The 17,305-nt window shown below is 71.1% G+C and carries 18 protein-coding genes; 13 read left to right on the forward strand and 5 right to left on the reverse strand.

Annotated elements, in window-relative coordinates; all coding sequences use genetic code 11:
* The first annotated feature begins 12 nt into the window (after nucleotides 1–12).
* Nucleotides 13–534, forward strand: coding sequence for a cupin domain-containing protein (locus tag OG456_RS43145; RefSeq protein WP_266570540.1), 522 nt, complete (start codon nucleotides 13–15; stop codon nucleotides 532–534).
* A 111-nt stretch (nucleotides 535–645) separates the two neighbouring features.
* Here the strand turns inward: OG456_RS43145 and OG456_RS43150 are convergent, their stop codons facing one another.
* Nucleotides 646–1,026, reverse strand: coding sequence for a metalloregulator ArsR/SmtB family transcription factor (locus OG456_RS43150; RefSeq protein ID WP_266570542.1), 381 nt, complete (start codon nucleotides 1,024–1,026; stop codon nucleotides 646–648).
* 106 nt (nucleotides 1,027–1,132) lie between these two features.
* Here OG456_RS43150 and OG456_RS43155 point away from each other — a divergent pair, with 106 nt between their 5' ends.
* The 7 genes from OG456_RS43155 to OG456_RS43185 all read left to right on the forward strand — a co-directional run bounded on the left by OG456_RS43155 (nucleotide 1,133) and on the right by OG456_RS43185 (nucleotide 6,373).
* Complete coding sequence (locus OG456_RS43155) at nucleotides 1,133–2,212, forward strand: cation diffusion facilitator family transporter (protein ID WP_266570544.1); 1,080 nt, start codon at nucleotides 1,133–1,135, stop codon at nucleotides 2,210–2,212.
* Between the two features lie 65 nt (nucleotides 2,213–2,277).
* On the forward strand, nucleotides 2,278–2,730 hold the full coding sequence (locus OG456_RS43160) for a hypothetical protein (protein WP_266570546.1): 453 nt from the start codon (nucleotides 2,278–2,280) through the stop codon (nucleotides 2,728–2,730).
* 128 nt (nucleotides 2,731–2,858) lie between these two features.
* The gene (locus tag OG456_RS43165; RefSeq protein WP_266570548.1) at nucleotides 2,859–3,515 is read left to right on the forward strand and encodes a DUF3105 domain-containing protein; all 657 of its coding nucleotides are present in this window, start codon (nucleotides 2,859–2,861) and stop codon (nucleotides 3,513–3,515) included.
* Nucleotides 3,515–4,219, forward strand: a complete 705-nt coding sequence (locus OG456_RS43170) for a DUF305 domain-containing protein (RefSeq protein WP_266570549.1) — start codon at nucleotides 3,515–3,517, stop codon at nucleotides 4,217–4,219. Before OG456_RS43165 ends, OG456_RS43170 begins: the two co-directional genes overlap by 1 nt.
* Before the next feature lie 116 nt (nucleotides 4,220–4,335).
* A complete protein-coding gene (locus OG456_RS43175; RefSeq protein WP_266570550.1) occupies nucleotides 4,336–5,079 on the forward strand; it encodes an ankyrin repeat domain-containing protein in 744 nt (247 codons plus the stop codon).
* Nucleotides 5,080–5,169: 90 nt separating this feature from the next.
* On the forward strand, nucleotides 5,170–5,625 hold the full coding sequence (locus OG456_RS43180) for a Crp/Fnr family transcriptional regulator (RefSeq protein WP_266570551.1): 456 nt from the start codon (nucleotides 5,170–5,172) through the stop codon (nucleotides 5,623–5,625).
* Between the two features lie 136 nt (nucleotides 5,626–5,761).
* The gene (locus tag OG456_RS43185; protein WP_266570552.1) at nucleotides 5,762–6,373 is read left to right on the forward strand and encodes a PadR family transcriptional regulator; all 612 of its coding nucleotides are present in this window, start codon (nucleotides 5,762–5,764) and stop codon (nucleotides 6,371–6,373) included.
* 28 nt (nucleotides 6,374–6,401) lie between these two features.
* Here the strand turns inward: OG456_RS43185 and OG456_RS43190 are convergent, their stop codons facing one another.
* The gene (locus tag OG456_RS43190) at nucleotides 6,402–7,595 is read right to left on the reverse strand and encodes an RNA-guided endonuclease TnpB family protein (protein ID WP_266570553.1); all 1,194 of its coding nucleotides are present in this window, start codon (nucleotides 7,593–7,595) and stop codon (nucleotides 6,402–6,404) included.
* Nucleotides 7,596–7,747: 152 nt separating this feature from the next.
* Here OG456_RS43190 and OG456_RS43195 point away from each other — a divergent pair, with 152 nt between their 5' ends.
* The 3 genes from OG456_RS43195 to OG456_RS43205 all read left to right on the forward strand — a co-directional run bounded on the left by OG456_RS43195 (nucleotide 7,748) and on the right by OG456_RS43205 (nucleotide 11,000).
* Nucleotides 7,748–9,505, forward strand: coding sequence for a sulfatase (locus OG456_RS43195; protein WP_266570554.1), 1,758 nt, complete (start codon nucleotides 7,748–7,750; stop codon nucleotides 9,503–9,505).
* A 143-nt stretch (nucleotides 9,506–9,648) separates the two neighbouring features.
* The gene (locus OG456_RS43200; protein WP_266570555.1) at nucleotides 9,649–10,416 is read left to right on the forward strand and encodes an MFS transporter; all 768 of its coding nucleotides are present in this window, start codon (nucleotides 9,649–9,651) and stop codon (nucleotides 10,414–10,416) included.
* Nucleotides 10,386–11,000, forward strand: a complete 615-nt coding sequence (locus OG456_RS43205) for an MFS transporter (protein ID WP_266570557.1) — start codon at nucleotides 10,386–10,388, stop codon at nucleotides 10,998–11,000. The genes OG456_RS43200 and OG456_RS43205 overlap by 31 nt, the downstream gene beginning before the upstream one ends.
* 106 nt (nucleotides 11,001–11,106) lie before the next feature.
* On the opposite strand, the gene OG456_RS43210 is transcribed toward OG456_RS43205, so the two are convergent.
* The 3 genes from OG456_RS43210 to OG456_RS43220 form a co-directional block, all read right to left on the reverse strand.
* Entirely contained in the window at nucleotides 11,107–12,447 is a 1,341-nt protein-coding gene (locus OG456_RS43210; protein ID WP_266570559.1) for an MFS transporter, read from the reverse strand.
* A 71-nt stretch (nucleotides 12,448–12,518) separates the two neighbouring features.
* The gene (locus OG456_RS43215; RefSeq protein ID WP_266570561.1) at nucleotides 12,519–14,174 is read right to left on the reverse strand and encodes an amidohydrolase; all 1,656 of its coding nucleotides are present in this window, start codon (nucleotides 14,172–14,174) and stop codon (nucleotides 12,519–12,521) included.
* A gap of 179 nt (nucleotides 14,175–14,353) precedes the next feature.
* Complete coding sequence (locus OG456_RS43220) at nucleotides 14,354–15,250, reverse strand: Lrp/AsnC family transcriptional regulator (RefSeq protein ID WP_266570563.1); 897 nt, start codon at nucleotides 15,248–15,250, stop codon at nucleotides 14,354–14,356.
* A gap of 225 nt (nucleotides 15,251–15,475) precedes the next feature.
* Between OG456_RS43220 and OG456_RS43225 the strand changes: the two genes are divergently transcribed.
* Complete coding sequence (locus OG456_RS43225) at nucleotides 15,476–16,456, forward strand: C-terminal binding protein (protein ID WP_266570564.1); 981 nt, start codon at nucleotides 15,476–15,478, stop codon at nucleotides 16,454–16,456.
* Nucleotides 16,453–17,241 (forward strand): class II aldolase/adducin family protein, encoded by a 789-nt coding sequence (locus tag OG456_RS43230; RefSeq protein WP_266570565.1) that lies wholly within the window; start codon nucleotides 16,453–16,455, stop codon nucleotides 17,239–17,241. The genes OG456_RS43225 and OG456_RS43230 overlap by 4 nt, the downstream gene beginning before the upstream one ends.
* The last annotated feature ends 64 nt before the right edge of the window (nucleotides 17,242–17,305 follow it).

The raw sequence follows: 17,305 nt of genomic DNA on the forward strand, positions 1-17,305 counted from the left end.
GGACTGACTGCCATGGCCACACCTTCACACCCCGGCGACTCCCCCGAGCGCGACGCGTTCCACCCCGACCTCCCGGACCATGACACACCGCTGCCACTGCGCGCCCGGCTCCACCACATCCGCGCGGGCGAACTGGACGGCGACACCGCGCAGACCAGCGGCATGCGGCGGTTCGCGGCGATCAGCGGCAGCAGGGTCGGCTCCGAGCGCATCTGGATGGGCCAGACACACGTGGCCCCCGACACCGCCTCCTCCAACCACCACCACGGGGCGTCGGAGACGGCGATCCATGTCGTGAAGGGCCACCCGGAGTTCGTGTTCCTGGACGACTCCACGGGCACTCCCGAAGAGGTCCGGCTCCGCACGGCACCCGGCGACTACATCTTCGTGCCGCCCTACGTCCCGCACCGCGAGGAGAACCCGAGCCCGGACGAGGAGGCGGTCGTGGTGATCGCCCGCAGCACGCAGGAGGCGATCGTCGTCAACCTCCCGGAGCTGTACGTACTCGACCAGGATTCACCGACGGGGAACTGACACCACTCCACCGCCACCGTCGCATGAGCGGTTCGGCGCGGGGGTGAGCCCGTAGTTTCAAGCGCCATCGGGGCAGCACCGCTCCGATGGCAACCGGGCCTTCACGCCCCCTCACCCCAAGGGGGCGGTCCCACTGCGCGCGGCGGACGGGGATCCGAGGTGATGGTCCGCGAGGTTCAGCGCCTCGCTCACCAGGCGTCGCAGATGCCCGTCGGGCAGCGCGTAGACCATGCGGCGCCCCTCCTTGCGGGCGGTCACCAGGCCCGCGAGACGGAGTTTCGCCAGGTGCTGGCTGACGGCGGGGCGGGCCGCGCCGCACGTCTCGGTGAGCGTCGTGACATCCGCCTCGCCCCTGCCGAGCGTGTGGAGCAGCACGAGACGGGTGCGGTCGGCGAGGAGGCCGAGGAGGTCGGCGGCGTAGGCAAGCTGCTCGTCGCTCGGATCTCGCGGGTGCGCACCGTGCGCAGGCGATAGGTGCATGCGTGCGCTCATACGCACATAATGGAACGGGACGCCTTCCGGTGTCCAGCACGGTCCCGATCCCACAGCCTCCAACCTGCGACCTCCGAACTCCGCCCCGTCCAGGAAGGCCCGACTCTTGAGCCCTCAGCACGGACACGCACCCCACGACGGCCCGCATCACCACGGCGACGGTCACCACCACGGCCACGACCACGGCCCCGCGCCGTCGGCGGCCCGGTGGCGGCACCGGCTCGCGCACGTCCTCACCCCGCACTCCCACGAAACCGCCGACAAGACCGACCGGGCGCTCGAAGCCTCGGCCCGGGGCCTGCGTGCCCTGTGGATCTCGCTGGCCGTGCTGGGCGTGACCGCGGCGGCCCAGGCGGTCGTCGTCGTCCTCTCGGGCTCGGTCGCGCTGCTCGGCGACACGGTCCACAACGCGGCGGACGCCCTCACCGCGCTGCCGCTCGGCGTCGCCTTCGTCCTGGGCCGGCGGGCCGCCAACCGCCGCTTCACCTACGGATACGGACGCGCCGAGGACATCGCCGGGCTCGTCATCGTCCTGACCATCGCCGCCTCCGCGGCCTTCGCCGCCTGGACAGCGGTCGACCGGCTCATCGACCCGCGCGACATCACGTACCTGCCGGCCGTGGCCGCGGCCGCCGTGATCGGGTTCCTCGGAAACGAATGGGTCGCCCGCTACCGCATCCGCGTCGGCCGTGACATCGGCTCCGCGGCGCTGGTCGCCGACGGACTGCACGCGCGTACGGACGGGTTCACCTCGCTCGCCGTTCTCATCGGGGCGGGCGGCGCCGCCGTCGGCTGGCGGCTCGCCGACCCGCTCGTGGGACTGGCCATCACCGCCGCCATCCTTCTGGTGCTGCGCGACGCCTGCCGCGAGGTCTTCCGGCGTGTGATGGACGCCGTCGACCCGGCCGTCGTCGACAGCGCCGAGCACGCCCTGAAACAGGTCCCCGGCGTGCTGGCCGTCGGCGAACTGCGGATGCGCTGGATCGGGCACCGGCTGCGCGCCGAGGTCGCCATCGTCGTCGACGGCGCGCTCAGCGTGCGAGCCGCCCACGAGGTCGCGGTCGCCGCCGAGCACGCCCTGCTGCACGCCGTCCCCAAGCTCACCGGCGCGCTCGTGCACGCCGACCCTGCGCCCGACCCCGGCGCACCCGACCCGCACGCGGTACTCGCCCACCACTCCGCGTAGAGACCCTGGAGCTTCGCCCCCCTGCCCAACAGGGCACTCACAGGCACCGCTTAACATCACCGGTGATGACCGGAAGCAGGACGCAGCGTGCGGGGCGCGGCGCGTGGTGGGCCACGCGGATCGCGGCGCTCTGCCCTGCCCTGAGCGTGCTGCTCGCGGCGCTGGTGATGTGCCTGGGCCCCGCGGCCCACGGCACCGATGACACCGCGGACGGCTCCCTTCCCACGGTGACCTCAGTCACGGCCGGCAGCGCGACTCAGCATCATGCGCGATCCGCGTACCCGCACGCGGTGGAGACCGTCGCGCGCCGGGGCGACTGCCCGGCCGGGGACAGGTGCTGCGACCCGGTCTCCCGGGGCATACGCGCCGTGCTCTCCGCTCCCGGCCAGCCGCATCCGGCGGTGCTGCCCCGGATGCCCGCCGCCGCGTTGCCGGACGCCCCGCCCCCGAGCCCCTCGGGCCTCCCGCCCTCCGGCACCGCCCCTGATCTCCACGTCCTCCAGATTCAGCGGACCTAGGCCGATGTCGGGCCGGCACGGGCGCTCATCGCCCCGCCGTGCCGCAGCGCGCTCGCGCACACCACGACATCAGCCGTCCCGCAGAACCGCCGCGCCACGACACCGCGCGGCGGCGAGGAGTCATACCCATGAGCAGAACCGGCAAGAAGGCAGCGGCCACCGCACGCAAGGCCCGTATCGACGAGATGCGCCGCGCCCAGCAGGTCCGCGACCGGCGCAACCGCATCATCACCGTCACGCTCAGCACGGTCATCGTCGCCGGGCTCGTCGGCTTCGGCGCGTACGCCATCGACAGCGCGAACGACAAGGACGAGCAGCAGACAGCCGCGGCGAAGGAGCCCGTGCGGGGCGAGAAGAGCTGGGACGCGAAGAAGCTCGGCCGCAACCACGTCGCCAAGGCCGTCACCTACAAGATGAACCCACCCGTCGGCGGGGACCACAACCAGGCCTGGATGACCTGCGACGGCACCGTCTACACCAAGGCCATACCGAACGAGAACGCCGTGCACTCGCTCGAACACGGCGCGGTCTGGGTGACGTACAACGGCAAGGCCGGTGACGCCGACGTCGCGAAGCTCGGCGAGAAGGTCGCCAAGACCCCCTACTCGCTGATGAGTCCGGTCGACGACCAGGCCGGTCCGATCATGCTGTCCGCGTGGGGCCACCAGCTCACCGTCGACAAGGCCTCGGACCCACGGGTCGGGCAGTTCTTCACCAAGTACGTGCAGGGTGCGCAGACGCCCGAGCCCGGCGCCGCCTGCACCAACGGTCTGGAGGGGAGCTGATGACGGCGTCGACGGACACCGCCGGGTCCGGCGAGGCCGCCGGACGTCCGGCCCCCGTCCGGCTGCTCTTCGTCGGCGCGGCCGTCCTCGTCGCCCTCGCCCTGACCCTGTGGGTCCTGGCCACCCCGGGCAGTGGCGCGGGGAAGCCGGCGCCGGCCGAGCCGCCGGCCGTCGGCTCGGCGGACGCCGGGTTCGCCCGGGACATGGCCGTCCATCATCAGCAGGCGGTGGAGATGTCGTTCGTCGTCCGCGACCGCACGGACGACGAGGAGGTGCGCCGGCTCGCCTACGACATCGCCAACACCCAGGCCAACCAGCGCGGCATGCTGCTGGGCCTGCTCGACCTGTGGGGGCTGCCGAAGGTCTCGCCGGACGGCGGTTACATGGCGTGGATGGGCGGCAGTCACGCGCATGACCACGGGGACGACGGAATCGCCGCGAAGGACGGCGCGCTCATGCCGGGAATGGCCACCGACACCGAGCTCGACCGGCTGCGCAAGGCCAAGGGCAAGGACGCCGAGGTGCTGTACCTCCAGTTGATGACGGCACATCACATGGGCGGCGTCGACATGGCGAACGCCTGCGCCACGCAGTGCGAGGTCCCGGTGGAACGGCGGCTCGCGCAGGGCATGGTCGACGCGCAGGAGTCGGAGATGAGGCTCATGGCCGACCTGCTGCGGGCGCGCGGTTCCTCGCCTCGCTGACGCGGGTGGGGCCGTCCTGCCGACCACGGACGGCCCGCCGGGGCACTGTCAGAATGGCCGTGCCCCGCCCCGCCCGATCTCGTCCTGCCCCATCCCGTCCCGGCAGAAGGCCCCCCATGACGACGATCATCGACTCGCAGGACCCCCTCGCCGTCGCGGTCACGCAGGCGATCCGCCAGGGTGACGTACCGGGCCTGCGTCACCTGCTCGCCGAGAACCCGGGGCTCGCCTCCGCCAGGATCGCGGAGACCGCCCGCCCGGACTGCTCCGGGATCCGCACGCTGCTGCACGTCGCGACCGACTGGCCCGGTCACTTCCCCAACGGTCCGCAGATTCTCGCCGCCCTGGTGGAGGCAGGGGCGGACCCCGACACGCGTTTCTCCGGCGCGCACACCGAGACCCCGCTGCACTGGGCAGCGAGCAATGACGACGTCGCCGCCGTCGACGCCCTTGTCGCGGCAGGCGCGGACATCGAGGCGCCGGGCGCGGTGATCGGCGACGGCACTCCTCTCTCCGACGCCTGCGCCTTCGGGCAGTGGCGCGCGGCGTTCCGGCTCGTCGAGCACGGCGCCCGCGTCCCCTTCGAGGAGGCCGCGTCGCTCGGTCTGCTCGACCAGGTCGAGGCCTGCGCGACCGCCGGGGAACCTCCGACGCCGGAGAAGCTGTCCAGCGCGTTCTGGTGCGCCTGCCACGGCGGCCGCCTGGCCACCGCCCTGTACCTGTACGGACTGGGGGCCGATCCCGACCGTGTCGGATACGGCGACAGGACGCCCCTGGACATCGCGCGCGAGCAGAACGCCACGGACGTCGTCGAGTGGCTCTCCGCTGTCACCGCGAAGCCGTTGGGTGACTCTGCGTAGTTCCCGTGATTCGGTGCCGCCCCCGGGGTGCTCAATCGGCCCGTGGCGGCTCCAATGGAAGGTGGGGAACCTCGGCGAGGAGGCCTGTCCATGACGAACGCGACGCGACTGCTGCCCGCTCTTCCTCACGAGCACCGCGAGCGGCTGATGACGCTCGCCCAGGAGGTGACGTTCGAAGAGGACGAGCGGATCTTCGAGGAGGGCCACATCGCGGACCGGTTCTGGGTCGTGCGCTCAGGCGCGGTCTCACTGGACCATCAGGTCACCGAACACAAGCGGGTGACCGTCGCCTCGCTGGGCGCGGGTGATCTGCTGGGCTGGTCATGGCTGTTCCCGCCGCACCAGTGGGACTTCGGGGCCGAGGCGTTCAGCCCCGTGCGCGCCTACGAGTTCGACGCGCAGGCGGTGCGCAACCTCTGCGAGGCCGATCCCGCGCTGGGCATGTCCCTGATCCGCACCGTCGCCGAGATCCTCGCGTACCGGCTCGGGGCGACACGCGCCAAGCTCATGGAGCAGTACTCCATCCACCGGACGCAGCCGATCTGACGGCTCCCCGCCCCCTTGCCTACCCCGGGCCGCCTGTGAACGCCTCGATAAGAACCTGTCGGATCTGTTGACGGCCCCCACCCCCGGCGATATGAATCCCTGCACATAGGTGATTGTGCACATAGGGGTGAGGGTCGTGAAGTTCGAGTACGTTCTGCTCGCGCTGCTGTCGTACCGCCCGTTCAGCGGGTACGACCTGCGCAAGTGGGTGGATACAGAAGGGCAGTTCCTCCGTTCGCGCGCCCATCACAGCCAGATCTACCGGCTGCTCGGGCGCATGGTCGACGACGGTTGGGTGGCGTACGAGGTCGATCCGCGCGAGGGCCGGCCGGACGCGAAGGTGTACCGGCTGACGCCACGGGGGCGCGACGTCCTGATGGAGTGGGTGCGCTCCCCGTACGACCCGCCCAGCCGCTTCCAGGACGCCGACTTCCTGGCCCGGTTCAGCTTCGCCGCCCCGCTCGACAAGGACGCGGCGATCCGGCTGATCAGGACCGAACTCACTTACCGGCGCGCCCAGATCGCCGGCAACCGCGACCGCGACCGGCACATCGCATTCGAGAACCCGCTGCCCGAGCTGGACCAGGACCTCGCGCGCGAGATCAGCGACGAGCTGCACGCATACGGCGCCTCGTCCGTCGACCGCTGGGTGGCTTGGCTCGAAGGAATGCTGCGGCGCCTGGAGACCGGACGACGGGAGTCCGAAGGCCTTACACCTCCGAAGCAGCAGACAGGGGACGCCGCTTGACGCTCCCCTCCCTGAAGGGAGGGGATCCTTACGGCTCGCGCCGTGAGGTTTCCTGTTTCATCGCCGACTGCCCGCCCGGAGAGCTCCGTTGAGGTCTTACACCAGCTCCGCAGGCTGTAACCGCCCGCCCGGCGGCCAGAAGGTTCTTCGCTGCGTTCACGTCCCGGTCGTGGGTCGTGCCGCACTCACACGTCCACGTGCGGACGCTGAGCGGCATCTCGTCAGCCAAGGTGCCGCAGGAGGAGCACAGTTTCGAGGAGGGGAACCACCGGTCGACGGCGATCACCTCACGCCCGTACCAGGCGGCTTTGTACTCCAGCATGCTCCGGACCTGAGACCACGCGGCATCGCTGATGGCGCGGGCCAGTTTCCGGTTCTTGACCATGTTGCGCACGGTCAGGTCCTCGATCACGAGCGTTTGGTTTTCACGCACGAGCCGAGTGGTGATCTTGTGCAGGGTGTCGCGTCGGCGGTCCGCGATCCGGGCATGGATCTTGGCCACTTTATGCCGGGCCTTGGTCCGGTTCGCCGAGTCTTTGGCCTTCTTCGCCAGCCTGCGCTGAGCTTTCGCAAGTGCGACCCGGTCGCGGCGCTCGTGCCTCGGGTTGGCGATCTTCTCGCCCGTCGAGAAGGACAGGAGGTGGTCGAGACCGGCATCGATGCCGATGGCGGCATCCGTGGTGGGCAGGTGCGTGATGCTGGGGTCGTCGCACAACAGGGAGACAAACCAGCGTCCGGCCGCGTCCTGCGACACGGTCACCGTGGAAGGGCTCGCATCGTCCGGCAGCGGTCTCGACCACACGATGCGCAGGGACTCCCTCATCTTCGCCAGTCTCAGCTCACCGTCCCGGAAACGGAACGCCGAGGCGGTGTACTCGGCGGACTTCCGCGACTTCTTCCGGCTCTTGAAGCGGGGGTATTTGGCCCGCTTGCCGAAGAAGTTCGTGAACGCCACTTGCAGGTGCCGCAGGGCCTGCTGGAGCGGGACCGACGACACCTCGTTCAGATACGCCAGTTCCTCGGTCTGCTTCCACGCCGTCAGCATCGCGGAGCTCTGGTTGTAGTTGACCCGCTCCTGCCGCGCCCACGCCTCGGTCCGGGCGGCAAGCGCCAAGTTGTAGACCTTCCGCACGCATCCGAACGTGCGCGACAGCTCCGCTGCCTGCGTATCCGTCGGATAGAAGCGGTACTTGAACGCCCGCCTCACCTGGCTCGTGGTCACGCACGCAAACTATCGTCGCCACACCTGACGTTCAAACCCGCGGGTCAGAGCACTGCGATCCGCCCTGGCAGCGCATCCCAGCCCGCTGCCCTGCCCCGCAGGACTCCGATTCCTTACCGCCCCGAAGGGCGGAGCATCCACGGAGGTATCCGATGAAGGCGATCATGGTGATGTTCGACAGCCTCAACCGGCGGATGCTGCCGCCGTACGGAGGCGACTGGACGCACGCGCCGAACTTCGCCCGGCTCGCCGAGCGGTCCGTCACGTACGACAACTGCTACGCGGGCTCGATGCCCTGCATGCCGGCCCGCCGTGAGATCCACACGGGGCGGCACAACTTCCTGCACCGCAGCTGGGGTCCGCTGGAGCCGTTCGACGACTCCATGCCCGAACTGCTCAAGCAGAGCGGCGTCTACACCCACCTCGTCAGCGACCACCCCCACTACTGGGAGGACGGCGGCGCGACCTATCACGGCCGGTACAACACCTGGGAGTTCTTCCGCGGGCAGGAGGGCGACCCGTGGAAGGGACAGGTCGGGGATCCCGAGATGCCCGAGGACCTCAAGAAGGTCCGGTTCGGGGGCATCTACCGGCAGGACTGGGTGAACCGGCCGCACATGGCGACCGAGGACCGTCATCCGCAGACGCTGACGTTCGACGCCGGCCTGGAGTTCGTCCGCACCAATCGCGACGCGGACAACTGGTTCGTACAGATAGAGACCTTCGACCCGCACGAGCCGTTCTTCAGCCACCAGCGCTTCAAGGACCTCTATCCGCACGACTACGACGGCCCGCACTTCGACTGGCCCGACTACAAGCGCGTGGTGGAGACGGACGACCAGGTGGGGCACGCCCGGTACGAGTACGCGGCGCTGCTGTCCATGTGCGACCACTCCCTCGGGCGGGTCCTCGACGCCATGGACGAACTCGGCCTGTGGGACGACACGTTGCTCCTCGTCTGCACGGACCACGGTCTGCTGCTCGGCGAGAAGGGGTGGTGGGGCAAGAGCGTGCAGCCCTGGTACAACGAACTCGTCCATCTGCCGCTGTTCGCCTGGGATCCCCGGACCGGCGCGACGGGCGAGCGGCGCCAGGACCTCGTGCAGACCATCGACCTGGCGCCCACCCTCCTGGAGTTCTTCGACGTCCCGCGGCCCGGCGACATGCAGGGCGCGCCGCTCTCGGACACGTCCGTACGCGAGGCGGGCCTGTTCGGCATGCACGGCGGACACGTCAATGTCACCGACGGCCGCTACGTCTACATGAGGGCGCCCGCCGCCCCCGACAACGCCCCCCTGCACGAGCACACGTTGATGCCGACGCACATGCGGGGCCGCTTCACGCCGCAGGAGCTCGCTGACCTGGAGCTCGCCGAACCCTTCGGCTTCACCAAGGGCGTCCGCACGCTGCGCATGTCCGGGCGCACGCTCTTCAACCCGTACCAGCACGGCACGCTGCTCTACGACCTGGAGTCCGACCCCGAGCAGCGCACTCCGCTCGCCGACGACGCGGTGGAGCTGCGCATGGCGCGTCTGATGGTGGACCTCATGCGCGCGAACGAGGCGCCGCCCGGCCAGTACGAGCGGCTCGGCCTCCCCGCGGTGGGACCCGTCACCGAGAAGCACCTGCTGGTGCGCGCCCAGCGCGAACAGGCCGAGGTCGCCGCGCAGCCCCTGCCGCGCGCCGACGACTACCCAGAGGGCCGCTTCTCGCTGCGCACACCGATCCGGGCCCTGATCTCCGACCCGGTGGCGGTGGAGGTCCTGCGCCGCCACCTGCCAGGTGTCGTGGACTCGGAACTCCTGCAGATCCTGGGGCCGACGCCCCTGATCGACGTCGCCGCCATGGCGGGCGGGCTCTTCCCTGCGCCGCGGCTGCGGATGGTCGCCGAGGAACTCGCCGAGCTCTGACCGAACCGCGGCCCGGGCCGGAGGGTCCGTGCCGCCGCACCACCGAAAGAACGCCGGTGACGGGGCGGCCACCCCGTCACCGGCAGGCACCTCTCCCTCCCGCACCGCTCCAGCGAAGAACCATGCCAAGAAAGGGTGGCGCCATGCCCGAGCTTATCGATGGGCCAGCGAGAACGACCAAGGACATCGGACCACCCGGAGTGCCCCGGCGCGGGCGCCAGTTGTCGCTGCTCGGCGGTGCGCTGCTGGTCGACAGCACCGAGGCGAGCCTCGTGGGCGGCCTCTTCCCGCTGATCCGGCAGTCGCTCGGCATCTCGCTCGGGGCGCTCGGCGTCCTCACCGCCGCGAGCAAGATCGTGGGGGTGTTCACGGGCCCGTTCTGGGTGTGGGCCGCACAGCGCTGGTCGCGCAAGGGCGTCCTCGTCCTCGCGACGGGCCTGTGGGGTGTCTGGGGCGTGGCCGCGGGCTTCTCCCAGAACTTCGCCCAGCTCCTCGTGCTCTACACGATCCTCGCGGCGGGCTACGCGGCCGCCCACCCCGTCATCACCGAGATCATCGGCGACCTCTTCGACACCTCGTCACGGGGCCGCGCGGTCGGACTCGTGTACGGCGCCGTGGCGCTGGTCAGTGCGGTGATCGGGCCGCTCAAGGGGCAGTTGGCCGGCGTCGACGACGGCTGGCGATGGGGTCTGTGGGGCATCGGCGCGTTCAACATCGCGCTCGGCTGCGGGATCTGGCTGTGGTTCCGCGACCCGGCCGAGGCGCTGCGGAGCGGCAGCTCGCCGACCTGGGCCAGGAGGCCCGCGCGGCGCACGCCACCAAGGTCACCTGGTCGCAGGCGGTGGCGCTGTTCAGGGTCCGCAGCCTGTTCATCCTGCTGGTGTCCCGGCTGTTGTCCGGCCACCTCCTGATCTCCACGTTCGGTGTGGTCTATCTGGTGGACGTGTTCGGCTTCAGCACCCAGGTCGCCTCGGTGGTGCTGCTCCCGATGGGCATCGGCTACTTCCTCGGCACCCTCCTCGGCGGCTTCGCGGCCGACTGGGCCGCGCGCCGCAGCCCCCGGTACGGGCTGGTCGCGGTGTTGCAGGGCGCGCAGTTCGCCTTCGCCGTGGCGGCGTTCTTCGGCACTCAGATCGAGTACGACGGCATCGCACTCTTCGCGGTCTTCTTCGGCCTCATGGGCATGGCCCAGGGGATCAACCCGCCGGTCAACCGGCCCATGGTCATGGCGGTCACCCCACCCGAGCAGCGTGCCGCCGCCTTCGCGATCTACGTGTCCGTCTTCGAGGCGATCGCCTGGGCGGCGTTCAGCCTCGGCGCGGGCTTCCTGGGCGACGTGGTCGGACTCCGGCCGGTGTTCCTGTGGGTCCTCGTCATCCTGATGCTCGTCAACGGCGCGGTCCTCACCCTGCTCTACCGCCCCTACGCGCAGGACGTGGCACGGGTACAGGGGGAACTCGACCGGCGCAGGAGCCAGGCTCTGGGCGCGGGGTGACGTCGGGGTGACGACAGCACCGCGGCCGGGCCGGATCCGCGCCCGGCGCGCGGTGCGCCTCGGCGTGCACCGATCCTGCCCGGCCGCGGTGAGCTGTCGGCGATGCTCAGACGCCGCTCGCCACCTCGCGTTCCGTCACCGCAGCCGTCCCCTCCGGCGCCTGCGGCACCCGCAGGCTCCGGAGTCGGGCCGTGCACCAGATGCCGACGGCCGAGACGGCCATGAGCATGAGCGCCGTCGGCCAGTAGTGGCCGCCCGCAGCCGCGGCGAGGGAGACCGCCGCGAGCGGCGCGAGGCCGCCGAAGACCAAGTTGCAGATCTGGTAGGACAGCGAGATGCCGGTGTAGCGGACGTGCGGGGCGAAGCCCTCGGCGAGGATCGAGGCGATGGGCCCGTACAGCGCGGACATCACCAGGCGCATCGCCAGCATCAACAGCCAGATCAGGACGACGCTGCCGGTGCCGAGGACCATGAACTGCGGGATCGCCAGGACGATCACGCCCGCGAGGCCCGCGATGACGACCTTGTGCGGGCCCACCCGGTCCGCCAGCCAGGACAGCCACGGCGTGACCAGGAGTTCCAGGAAGGCCGCCAGGGTGAGGCCGTTGAGGAGCATGGACTCGGACAGGTGGAGGTCACCGGTGCCGTACGAGAGCAGGAAGCTGGTCACCACGTAGTAGCCGCCGGTCGCGGTGGCCAGGGCGAAGACGCCGATGAGGACCGTGCGCCACGCCTTCTGGAAGACCTCCACGACGGGCAGCTTCTGTTCGGCGGCGGCGTGCTCGTCGCGCACCTCGGACATGACGGGCGACTCCTCGAGCTTCACCCGTACGACGAGGCCGACGATCACAAGGACCGAGGACGCCAGGAACGGCACGCGCCAGCCCCAGCTCATGAACGCGTCGTTCCCGAAGAGGTTCATGAGGCTGAAGGCACCGGTCGACAGCAACGCACCCACGGATGAGCCGAGTTGGGCGAACGAACCGAAGAACGAGGCCTTTCCGGGCGGGGCGTTCTCCACCGCGATCAGTACCGCGCCGCCCCACTCGCCGCCGATCGCGATGCCCTGGATCAGACGCAGTGTGATGAGGAGGACCGGGGCCAGGGCACCGACCTGGGAGTAGGTGGGGAGCAGACCGATCGCGAACGATGCGACGCCCATCATCATGAGCGTGATGACCAGGGTCTTCTTCCGGCCGACGCGGTCGCCGATGTGTCCGAAGACGATGCCGCCGAGCGGGCGCAGCAGGAAGCCGACGGCGAAGGTCGCGAACGCCGAGAGGGTCTTGAGGTAGGGCGACATGTCCGGCGGGAAGAACACGTCGTCGAAGACGATCGCCGCCGCGGTGGCGAAGGCGTAGAAGTCGTACCACTCGATGGAGGTGCCGGCGAGGGCCGCGAAGGCGGCTCTGTACGGGCTCTGTCTGGTGGCGGGCTGTGTCGGCATGAAGCCTCCGGGGACAGGAGAGGCGGGGAAGGGGCAGGGGCTGTGCAGCAGGGGGCTGTGCGGTGGAGCGGTCAGCGGCCGGGGGCGGCCCAGGCGCGGGCGCCGCCGATCCAGGTCTCGCGTACGCCGATGGAGGCGAGTTCGGCCGGGTCCGCGGTGAGCGGGTCGCTGTCGAGGACCACGAAGTCGGCGAGCATGCCGGGGGCCAGGGCGCCGACCGCGTGTTCGCGGTGCAGGGCACCGGCCGCCGCCGCGGTGTGCGCGTGCAGGCCGTCCGCGACGGGCATGCGCAGTGCGGCGTCGCCGAGGACGGTGCCGAGCACGGTGCGCCGGGTGGCCGCCGCGGAGATCGCCTCCAGCGGGGCGGGCGGCGCGACGGGCGCGTCGGAGCTGAAGACGACGGGCACGCCCGCGGCGAGGCAGGCGCCCGCCGGGTTGTAGCGGTGGCCGAGGTCGCCGACGGCGGTGAGTGTGCCGTCGCCGGTCCGCAGGTGGTGCTGGGGCTGCATGACGGGTACGACGCCCAACTCACCCATGCGGACGATCTGTTCGTCGGTGGGCAGACCGGAGTGCTCGATGCGGTGCCGCATGCCGGGGCGCTCGCGGTCGGCCTGCGCCTTCTCGACGGCGTCGAGCACCATGCCGATGGCGTACGGGGACTGAGCGTGGGTGGCGGTCTGCAGGCCGGCGCGGTGGGCGCGGCCGACCAGCTCGGCGTACTCCTCGGCCGAGTGGTACAGCTGCCCGTGGTGGCAGCAGTCCGCCGCGTATCCGTCGGGGAAGTACGCGGTCCAGCCGCCGAGCGTGCCGTCGGCGTAGAACTTCACGCCCTGGACACGGAAGTGGTCGTCGCCGAAGCCGTTCACGACTCCCAGGTCGAGCGCGGTGTCGAGGAGCGCGGAGGTGAGGTAGGCGGAGACGCGCAGGCGCAGCGAGCCGTCCTGACGCGCCCTCAGATAGGTCTCCATCTCGCGGCGGGAGGCCTGCGCGTCACCGACGGTGGTGACACCGGCGGCGAGGAAGACCTCCTGGGCGCGCAGCAGGTGGTCGGCCATGATCGCGTCGGGTTCGGAGAGGTGGAAGTTCGGTCCATGGTTGCCGATCTTCACGCCGCCGGGCCCGGTGAGCAGGTCGCAGGCCGCGTCCCAGAGCTGTCCGTCGGGCTCGCCGGAGGGCAGACGGCCGATGCTGCCGCCCTCGGGGTCGGGGGTGCCCGCGGTGACGCCGCAGGTGCGCAGCGTGTGGGAGTTGACGACGCCGCCGTGGCCGGAGGCGTTCATGACGTACACCTCGCGGTCGGTGGCGACGCGGTCGAGGTCGTGACAGGTGGGGTGGCGGCGCTCGGCGAGCCTGCGGTGCTCGTAGCCGAATCCGCGCACGGGGACTCCGGCGGGCAGCTCGCGGGCGGCGTCGGTCAGGACGGCGACGAGGGTCTCGATGTCGGGGACGCGCTCGGGCCGGCAGTCGACCCAGGCCAGGGCCTGTCCGTACATCACGGGGTGGCAGTGGGCGTCGACGAAGCCGGGGTGGACGAGGCCGCCGTCGAGTTCGAGGTGCTCGTCGATCCGGCCGCCGAGAGCGGCGCGTGCCGTGTCCGCGGTGCCGACGTGGACGACGCGGCGGCCCCGGACGGCGAGCGCCTCGGCGCGTACGGGGGTTCCGGCGGCGGCCACCGCCGCGCCGGTCACCAGGAGCGTGCGGTCGGCGTCATCGAGGGGGTGGTGCATGAGGGGGCCTGCTTTCGACCGTGGGAAGACCATGAGGGCCGCCGCGCACAGACAGGGCGCGGCGACTGATTCGTTCGCATGGACGATAAGCAACCGACGTTGAATTGACTAGATGTACTGCTGAGAAACTTTTCGTAAGTTCAGGCGGGGCATCACTTACGTATCATCCGACGGGCGCCTCATTCGGCGGCCGGATCCTCGTAGCGCTCCTTGACGAGCTCCAGGTGCACCCAGCTCTCCACCGCGCGCACGCCCTTCACGGCCCGCATGTCCTCGACGGCCGTCCGGATCGCCGCGAGGGATTCCACCGTGATCGTGCCGACCAGGTCCGCGCGCCCCATGCAGGAGGACAGGAAGGAGACCTGTTCGCGGTCCGCGAGACGCGCGGCGACCTCGTCCCGCTCCCCCTCGACGCGCACCGCGAAGCCGCACAGGATGCCGAGGCCGAGGAGCTCGGGGCGCACCAGCGCGAGGACCTTCGCGACGCCGCCGTCGAGGAGCCGCAGCGTGCGCGCGCGGGCCGCGCCGGCCGACAGGCCGACCCGCTCGGCGAGCTCGGCGAACGGGAGGCGGCCGTCGGCCTCCAGCTCGCGCAGGACGAGCTGGTCGGTCTCGTCGAGTTCCGTGACGGCCGGCTCCCCCGCGAGCAGATACGGGTCCTTGAGGTGGCGGGTGGAGATGAGCGGGTCCACGACGTCGACGCCGGGCAGGCAGCGGACGCGTTCGATCGCCCGGTCCAGATCGGCGATCCCCTTCGTGCGCAGCTCGGCCATGACCGCGTAGCCGCCGGCCGTCAGCGTGACGAACGGCGCCTCGGGCATGGCTGCGATGGCGCGCGCCACGGGCCCGGCCGGACCGCGGACACCGATCGACAGGTGCGCCGACGCGGTGAGGCCCCGGACGGCCGGGTGCACGACGGCCGCCACAAGCACACCGCCGCCCTCGAGCAGCCGCTGGACGCGGGCCCGGGTGGCAGGCCGGGAGAGGCCGACCCGCTGGGCCAGCGTCTCGTACGTCAGACGGCCGTCCGCCTGCAGCTCGCGGACGACGGCGAGGTCGATGTGGTCCAGGTCCACCGGGGCTTCCCCTCAGCTCGGCTGCCCGGGTACGGCCGCACCCGGGGTCGGCGCCCATTGTCGACCACGGCGGCGCGGGCGCCGGACACACGTGACGTCCGCCACGGACGCCCGTCTCATGCGGACTGGACATTTATGGAAGACGAAACGTAACTTCAACACCGCAGCGACCGACGAATCATTCGTCGCCCTGAATTTGTCGCTCCAGGCGTGGGGAGAATTGAGATGGGTCAGCCCGTGGTGGTCTTCACCGACCCCGAGGAGCTGGATGTCGAGCCGGGCGAACGCCTGCTGCGCGACGCGGGCTTCGAGGTCCGCGTCGTCGGGAGCCGCGACCCCGCCAGGATCGCGGTGGCCGCGCACGACGCCGAGGCACTGATCGTCGGCTACGCCCCCGTGGACGCGGCCCTCCTGGACCGGCTGCCCACCCTGCGCATGCTGGCCACGATGTCCGCGGGCTACGACATGGTGGACACCGCCGAGGCCCGCCGGCGCGGCCTGTGGGTGAGCAACCTGCCGCACGCGGCCACCGAGGACGTCGCCGTGCACGCGCTCGCGGCCACCCTCTCCCTCGTACGCCACCTGCCGCACGCCGACGCCACGGTGCGAAACGGCGGCTGGAACACGGAGTTCGGCGAACTGCCGCGCCGGGCGAGCGAGTTGACGCTCGGCCTGGTCGGGTTCGGCCGTATCGCGCGCGCCGTGGCGCGGATGGCGGCGCCCGTCTTCGGCCGCGTGGCCGCCTTCGACCCGCACGCCGACCCGGCCGGCTGGCCGCCCGAGGTCGAGCGGCTCGGCCTCGACGAGCTGGTCGGCCGCGCCGACGTGCTGTCCCTGCACACCCCGCTCACCCCGCAGACCCACGGCCTCGCGGACGAGGCCCTGCTCGCCCGGATGCGGCCGGGCTCGTTCCTCGTGAACGTCGCACGCGGTGAACTCGTCGGCGCCGACGCGCTCCTGCGGGCGCTGGACAGCGGGCATCTCGCCGGGGCCGCACTCGATGTGTTCCCGGTCGAACCCCCGACCGCCGACGACCCGCTGCGCACCCACCCGCGCATCCAGCTCTCCCCGCACAGCGCGTTCCTGTCCGACGCCTCGCAGCGCGCATACGTGTGCGCGCCCGCCGAGAACGTCATCGCCTGGCACCGCACCGGCCGCCCGCTCACCCCCGTGGTCGACCCGACTCTCGAAGGAGCCGTCTCGTGACCGACCTGCTGACCCCCGCCGCCGATCAGGACGCCGCGCAGACGGAGCTGCGGCTGCGCCGCGAACTCGCCGCGGTCTACCGGCTCGTGGCCCATTTCCGCATGACCGACCTGATCTTCACGCACATCTCGCTGCGCCTGCCGGGCCCGGACCACCACTTCCTGATCAACCCGTACGGGCTGCTGTTCGAGGAGATCACCGCCTCCAACCTGGTCAAGATCGACCTGTCCGGGAACCCGGTGGAGCCGACCCCTTACCCGGTCAACCCGGCCGGGTTCGTCATCCACAGCGCGATCCACGCCGCCCGCGAGGACGCCCACTGCGTCCTGCACACGCACACCAAGGCGGGCTGCGCCGTCGCCGCGCAGCAGGGCGGGCTGCTGCCGCTGAACCAGATGTCGATGGAGTTCCACAACCGGGTCGGCTACCACGACTACGAAGGTGTGGCGCTCAACCTGGACGAGCAGAAGCGCCTGGTCGACGACATCGGCGGCCACCCCGCGCTGATCCTGCGCAACCACGGCCTGCTCACCGTCGGCGGGAGCGCGGCCCAGGCGTTCCTGCGCATGTACTACCTGGAGAAGGCCTGCGAGATCCAGGTCACCGCGCAGGCCGGCGGCGTCCCGCTCACCGTTCCGTCGCCGGAGGTGTGCGAGTACACCGCCCGGCAGCTCGCGGGCGAGGCGGAGACCGACTCGGACTTCCAGGACGAGGACGCGTACGAGCTGGCGTGGGCGGCGATGCTGCGCCTCCTCGACCGGATCGCGCCCGACTACAAGGACTGAGCGGAAGCCAAGCGCTGAACCGAGCGGAAGCGAAAGTGGACAGCGGGGCCCCCTTCGGGCCCCG

This window comes from Streptomyces sp. NBC_01446 (genome assembly GCF_026340095.1).
GTDB classification, from domain to species: domain Bacteria; phylum Actinomycetota; class Actinomycetes; order Streptomycetales; family Streptomycetaceae; genus Streptomyces; species Streptomyces aureus.

Excerpts from the sequence above, each read along its gene's own strand:
- OG456_RS43200 (WP_266570555.1), top strand. The coding sequence starts at position 9,649 with ATGCCCGAGCTTATCGATGGGCCAGCGAGAACGACCAAGGACATCGGA.
- OG456_RS43225 (WP_266570564.1), top strand. The coding sequence starts at position 15,476 with ATGGGTCAGCCCGTGGTGGTCTTCACCGACCCCGAGGAGCTGGATGTC.
- OG456_RS43175 (WP_266570550.1), top strand. The coding sequence starts at position 4,336 with ATGACGACGATCATCGACTCGCAGGACCCCCTCGCCGTCGCGGTCACG.
- OG456_RS43180 (WP_266570551.1), top strand. The coding sequence starts at position 5,170 with ATGACGAACGCGACGCGACTGCTGCCCGCTCTTCCTCACGAGCACCGC.
- OG456_RS43150 (WP_266570542.1), bottom strand. The coding sequence starts at position 1,026 with ATGAGCGCACGCATGCACCTATCGCCTGCGCACGGTGCGCACCCGCGA.
- OG456_RS43195 (WP_266570554.1), top strand. The coding sequence starts at position 7,748 with ATGAAGGCGATCATGGTGATGTTCGACAGCCTCAACCGGCGGATGCTG.
- OG456_RS43165 (WP_266570548.1), top strand. The coding sequence starts at position 2,859 with ATGAGCAGAACCGGCAAGAAGGCAGCGGCCACCGCACGCAAGGCCCGT.
- OG456_RS43215 (WP_266570561.1), bottom strand. The coding sequence starts at position 14,174 with ATGCACCACCCCCTCGATGACGCCGACCGCACGCTCCTGGTGACCGGC.
- OG456_RS43145 (WP_266570540.1), top strand. The coding sequence starts at position 13 with ATGGCCACACCTTCACACCCCGGCGACTCCCCCGAGCGCGACGCGTTC.
- OG456_RS43170 (WP_266570549.1), top strand. The coding sequence starts at position 3,515 with ATGACGGCGTCGACGGACACCGCCGGGTCCGGCGAGGCCGCCGGACGT.
- OG456_RS43210 (WP_266570559.1), bottom strand. The coding sequence starts at position 12,447 with ATGCCGACACAGCCCGCCACCAGACAGAGCCCGTACAGAGCCGCCTTC.
- OG456_RS43160 (WP_266570546.1), top strand. The coding sequence starts at position 2,278 with ATGACCGGAAGCAGGACGCAGCGTGCGGGGCGCGGCGCGTGGTGGGCC.